The sequence below is a fragment of the Candidatus Aquicultor sp. genome, assembly GCA_036504445.1.
Classification (GTDB): Bacteria; Actinomycetota; Aquicultoria; order Aquicultorales; family Aquicultoraceae; genus DASXVE01.
The window spans coordinates 1-5,147 of sequence record DASXVE010000002.1; the positions used below are offsets into that span (position 1 = coordinate 1).

7 protein-coding genes are annotated in these 5,147 nt (G+C 47.8%); 6 read left to right on the forward strand and 1 reads right to left on the reverse strand.

The genetic code is table 11. The features are described 5' to 3' along the window. The 3 genes from VGK02_00025 to VGK02_00035 all read left to right on the forward strand — a co-directional run. Positions 1–606 (forward strand): hypothetical protein (locus VGK02_00025; protein HEY3373441.1); only part of this gene is annotated, 606 nt, incomplete at its 5' end. A gap of 4 nt (positions 607–610) precedes the next feature. Further along, positions 611–874, forward strand: a complete 264-nt coding sequence (locus tag VGK02_00030; GenBank protein ID HEY3373442.1) for an Imm74 family immunity protein — start codon at positions 611–613, stop codon at positions 872–874. 212 nt (positions 875–1,086) lie between these two features. Continuing rightward, positions 1,087–2,136 (forward strand): IS481 family transposase, encoded by a 1,050-nt coding sequence (locus VGK02_00035; protein ID HEY3373443.1) that lies wholly within the window; start codon positions 1,087–1,089, stop codon positions 2,134–2,136. A gap of 98 nt (positions 2,137–2,234) precedes the next feature. Here VGK02_00035 and VGK02_00040 read toward each other — a convergent pair. Further along, positions 2,235–3,382, reverse strand: a protein-coding gene (locus tag VGK02_00040; protein HEY3373444.1) for an IS3 family transposase whose coding sequence is annotated in 2 segments (ribosomal slippage) — positions 2,235–3,139 and positions 3,139–3,382 — 1,149 coding nt in all. Because the reading frame shifts where the segments join, the coding sequence is not laid out codon by codon here. A gap of 55 nt (positions 3,383–3,437) precedes the next feature. On the opposite strand from VGK02_00040, the gene VGK02_00045 reads away from it, so the two are divergent. The 3 genes from VGK02_00045 to VGK02_00055 all read left to right on the forward strand — a co-directional run. Then, positions 3,438–4,355 (forward strand): IS3 family transposase, encoded by a 918-nt coding sequence (locus VGK02_00045; GenBank protein HEY3373445.1) that lies wholly within the window; start codon positions 3,438–3,440, stop codon positions 4,353–4,355. A gap of 306 nt (positions 4,356–4,661) precedes the next feature. Continuing rightward, positions 4,662–4,904, forward strand: coding sequence for a hypothetical protein (locus tag VGK02_00050; protein HEY3373446.1), 243 nt, complete (start codon positions 4,662–4,664; stop codon positions 4,902–4,904). A 31-nt stretch (positions 4,905–4,935) separates the two neighbouring features. Then, positions 4,936–5,147 (forward strand): RHS repeat domain-containing protein (locus VGK02_00055; GenBank protein HEY3373447.1); only part of this gene is annotated, 212 nt, incomplete at its 3' end.

The following is a 5,147-nucleotide window of genomic DNA, read 5'->3' on the forward strand; positions in this document are numbered from 1 at the left end:
GGCGGCATTGTTACAACGGTCAGGCACCCAATTCAGACCGCAAAGGCAATAGGGTCGGCGGTTGCGAATTATAAAGGGACTGCCAAGGCCTTAAAATCGGCGGTTAACAAAGCAAGAAAAGATTATGCTACCGGCAATGCCGCAACAAAGGGTAAAATTGTCGGTAGAGTAGCCGGGGAAGTTATACTAGGGGTAGTTGGGACTAAGGGTGTAGATAAACTAGGAAAAGTTGCTAAGGTTGGTAAGTTGGGGAAAGCCGCTGAGGGGGCTGGTGAAGCTGCTAAGGCAGGGAGTGCTTCAAGAGTGTTTTGGTCGGGGGCTGGCTCAAGAGAGGCAGCAGAAACATTCGCTAAAGCTAACGGTGCAAAAACATTGGAGATGACATTGACTGGAAGAACTTTGGATAAAATAACTACACCTGGTAATTTTAAGTATGTGAAACCATTATGGGACGCGGCATCTCGAAGGTTTGCAAACGGTGCAACAGGGGCGGTGGATGTTTTCCATTCAAGTAAGGGGGTTCGGTTAGATAGTGTCTGGACAAATACAGAATACCCTATACTTAGTAAGCAGGGTAATACTATCAATTATCATGTGGTTGATTGATTCGATGTCATTTAGCAAAAAAGAATACAAGGTTAGACTGCGCGGTCGGTCAGCCGTTATTTATGAGGAAGGGGAAAGAAAAGCTATATTAGAGGCAGAAATGATGGCTGGACCTACAGATTTAGTTATTTATTTAGAAAGCCTTCGGTGCTGGCAACCTCCTTATGAAAATGAGGTCCTTTCCTCCGAAGACAAACAGCGGATAAAGGAGAATATAACGAAAGAACTTGAAGCAAAAGGATTAAATATTGTTTGGGAATACTCCTAATGTGCTCTTGGCATAAAAGCGAGAGGAAAAGAGTGAAGGTTTTAATACACTCGGGTATTCCCCATGGAAAACGGGACGTTGTTTCCTATGTTGACTAACTTGTATAAGTTAACCTCTCACCTGACACCTGCCACGTAAGAAAAAGCGGTCAGGCGCCCCTTTGAGATATGATTGTTTTGTCGAAGAACCATCAGTCTTAAAGGAGAACACACATGACCGCTAAGGAAAAAGTAGCACAGAGCAAACTCACAATGCTACAGTTGGCCGAACAGCTTAAAAACGTGAGCGAAGCGTGCCGCATGACGGGGTATTCCCGTCAGCAGTTCTACGAGATCAAGCGAAGCTTTCAGACCTACGGCTTTGAGGGTTTAATTGATAAGGATCCCATCCCAAAGTCGATGCCGACCAAGACGCCACCGGAGATCGAAGAAAAAGTCATCAGCCTCTCAATCGAGCACCCCGCATTCGGCCAGCAGCGTATCTCTGATGAGCTTGCCTTGATCGGTACCCAGGTCTGTGCGGCAACGGTGAGAAACATCTGGGTACGACATAACCTTGAGACTAAGTACAAACGTCTTCTGGCACTGGAAGAGAAAACGGCGACAGAAGAATTCACATTAACGGAAACGCAGATTAAGCTCTTGGAGAAGCACAATCCGGCCCTCAAAGAGCGCCACGTCGAGTCGGCTCATCCGGGGTACCTGCTTTCCCAGGATACCTTCTATGTCGGCAGAATCAAAGGTGTTGGGCGCATCTACCTGCAAGCTGTCGTCGATACGTTTTGTTCCCTTGCTTTTGGTAAACTCTATACCTCAAAGCTCCCTGTTACCGCAGCAGATATCCTCTATGATCGCGTGCTGCCGTTCTACGGGGCAGAGGGCGTGCCGGTCTTAAATATCCTCACCGACAACGGCACCGAGTTTAAGGGCAAACTCGATTCCCACCACTATGAGCTTTTCCTGGCCCTCAATGATATCGAGCACCGCTACTGTAAAGTAGCAACACCGAAAACGAACGGCTTCGTCGAGCGGTTCAACCGCACGGTACTCGATGAGTTCTTCAGAGAGGCATTTAGGAAGAAATTCTACGCATCGGTTGAAGAGCTGCAAGTCGATCTTGACGAGTGGCTGACTCACTACAACCATGAGCGGCCTCACCGGGGTTATCGCAACATGGGACGGCGCCCCTATGAATCATTTACCGCCGGTAAGGATCTTATCCCAACTGAGCCTGAAAAGAAGGAGGTGGCATTGGTAAGCTAGAACTAAATGCGTAGTCTCAAAGGGGCCGAACTGTCAGGTAAGCTCTTAACTTTTACAACTAACTCTATGATCTGGTCAAGTAAAAATGGACACTTTACTTAGGATGCTTTGCTTAGCATCCATGACTGCTCGAACTGCCTAGGGCTCATATAGCCCAGATACGAATGAAACCGCTGGCTGTTGTAAAACATCTCGATGTAATCGATGATGTCCTGTTTTGCCTCCTCCCTGGTTATATAGTTGGCGAAATGAACTCGCTCTACCTTTAAGCTGCCAAAGAAGCTCTCCGCGACAGCATTATCAAAGCAATTGCCGATTCCGCTCATGCTTTGAACAGCGCCGCCGCTTGCCAATAGTTTCCGAAACTCAAGGCTTGCGTACTGGCTGCCCCGGTCGGAGTGAAATATCAATCCCTTCTGCGGCCTGCGTTGCCAATAGGCCATGTTAAACGCGTTTATGACAAGCTCTTTGGTAATACGCCTCTCCATCGACCAGCCCACGATCTGCCGTGAGTAAAGGTCCATTACAATGGCCAAATAACTCCAGCCCTCATGCGTCCAGATATAGGTGATGTCTGAAACCCACGCTCTGTTGGGAGCGGCAACAGTAAAGTCCTGCGCAAGCAGGTTGGGTGCAACCGGCAGGCTATGGTTGCTCTCCGTTGTTACCTTAAACTTACGGCGCTTCTTTACCGCAACTGCTGCCAGACGCATCAGTGTCCGTGCTTTTGTCCGGCCGCAGGGGATACCTTTGTTTTTAAGTGCCCGTGCGATCCTGCGGGTGCCGTAAGTTTCGCCGGAACCCCTATGGACCCTTCGCACGAGCTCGATCAGCTCATCGCTGTACTTTACGTTATCCGCTCGTTTTTCCCACGCATAGTAGCCGCTTCTGTGTACCTGCATCACGTTGCAGAGTGCTGTTATCGGATAGTTGGCCTTCTCCACCGAAATGAACCGATACCTTACTTGGGTTCGTTGGCGAAGAAGGCCGCCGCCTTTTTTAGTATCTCGCGCTCCATCTTTAAGCGGCGATTTTCTTCTTGCAGCCGCTTGATTTCGGCTTTCTCATCTGCGTGTGCCGCCGGTGTGTATTTGCCGGATTCGAACTCTCTCTTCCAGCGCCCCAGCATGTTCTCTCGTATCCCTAAGTTTCTGGCGGCCTCGCTTATCTTATAGCCCTGCTCGGTAACAAGCTTTACCGCTTCTTCCTTAAATTCTTGCGTATATTTCCTTTTTGGCTTGCTCATATTGATACCTCCATGCTCATTAAAAACAACTCTTTGGGAGGTGTCCACTATTAGCGTGCCAGATCAAAGATTCAAATTGATCGACGAAGAGAGCGCACACCATAGCATCTCCCGCTTAGCCCGCGTCCTCGGTGTGACGGCCGCAGGCTACTACGCCTGGAAGTTCCGGGCACCGTCAGAGCGAAAGCTGCAAGACGAACTATTGAAAACAAAAATAGAACGGATCCACAAAGATTCATTCGGCATCTACGGGGCGCCTCGCATCCACGCCGAACTTAAGGCGAACGACATATGTGTTGGCAGGAAGCGCGTAGCTAGATTAATGAAGGAACTCGGCATCGAGGGCGTATCCAAGCGCGGCAGGCGAAGGATCACAAAACCAAAAGAGGCAACACCGATCGCACCGGATCTCGTCAATCGCGACTTTACCGCCACAAAACCAAATGAGCTCTGGATTGCGGATATAACATATATACCGACCTGGCAAGGGTGGCTGTTTCTCTCAGTAGTTAACGATGCCTATAGCCGAAAAGTCTGCGGTTGGTCGATGCGAGATGACTTGAAAGCAGAACTCGTAATCGATGCACTGGGTATGGCGGTAACGAGAAGGCGGCCCAAACCGGGACTCATCCATCATTCGGATCGCGGCAGCCAGTATGCTGCCCTTGCGTTCGGCAAGACGCTTAAAGACTCAGGCATTATGGCATCCATGGGCAGTCGCGGGGACGCCTATGACAATGCGGCAGCCGAGAGTTTTATGTCGACGATTAAGGCCGAGCTAATCCATCGGCAATCATGGAAAACCAAGGATAAGGCACGCCTTGCTGTCTTTCGCTATATCGAATGTTTCTACAATCCATTGCGGAGGCATTCGGGGATTGGCTACCTAAGTCCGGACGAGTATGAGAAACTATTTGATGAGACCTCAGAGGAGTCGATTGTTCAAGCTAATGTGTCAACGCTAACGGGGTAAGTCCGTTCTCAAGAAAGAAACAGTTAAGAGTGTCTTTGAAATTGCCAAAGAGGGTGGGAAACATAGTGGTTTCTATAAACAATATGTTAACAAGCAAACTAAGGAAATTCAAAAAGGCATTAAATCCATTAATAAGCAGATCGAGGAACATAAAGGCAAAATAGCAAATCCTGAGAAATATATCCCTAACTGGAATAGGCTTGACCCAAGAAGACAGCAAGCATTAATGAATAAGATATGGCCAGGCGATATCAAAAGACAGAGAGAGGAAAAACAGATACTTGAAGGCATACTAAGAGAAAGGTAATGAAGATGAGTGAGCAAATGATTAATTTTATAAAAGATTTAATTACCCTATATCAAGAAAAATACAATGAGACATTGTTCGAGGAAAAAGGTGAATCCGAACAGGACAAGGTGTTTAGATTAGGCTCCAATATTGCGTATTACGATTGCTTAGATATTCTTGAGTCTCAATTAAAGGCTTTTGGTTACGATACTGAGATATTCGGAGTAATTACTCCAGAATTAGGCAAACCAGATCAGTAAAGATGAATCTATCTACCGGGGTGGCGCTATCGTGGCTGAGAAGAACTCAAACTTCCGGTTTGACGCCTTCAATCAGCTAAGAGAAACTACTGGCCCCGACGGGAGAATTACCAGCTATTCGTATAACGGGGATGGTTTGCGGACCAGTAAAGACGTAGACGGGAACATTACCGGCTTTACCTGGGACGGAGGCGATATTGTTCTGGAGACTAACGGCGACACCATGGCTAAAGCTGCGAACTT

Excerpts from the sequence above, each read along its gene's own strand:
- VGK02_00030 (HEY3373442.1), top strand. The coding sequence starts at position 611 with ATGTCATTTAGCAAAAAAGAATACAAGGTTAGACTGCGCGGTCGGTCA.
- VGK02_00035 (HEY3373443.1), top strand. The coding sequence starts at position 1,087 with ATGACCGCTAAGGAAAAAGTAGCACAGAGCAAACTCACAATGCTACAG.
- VGK02_00050 (HEY3373446.1), top strand. The coding sequence starts at position 4,662 with ATGAAGATGAGTGAGCAAATGATTAATTTTATAAAAGATTTAATTACC.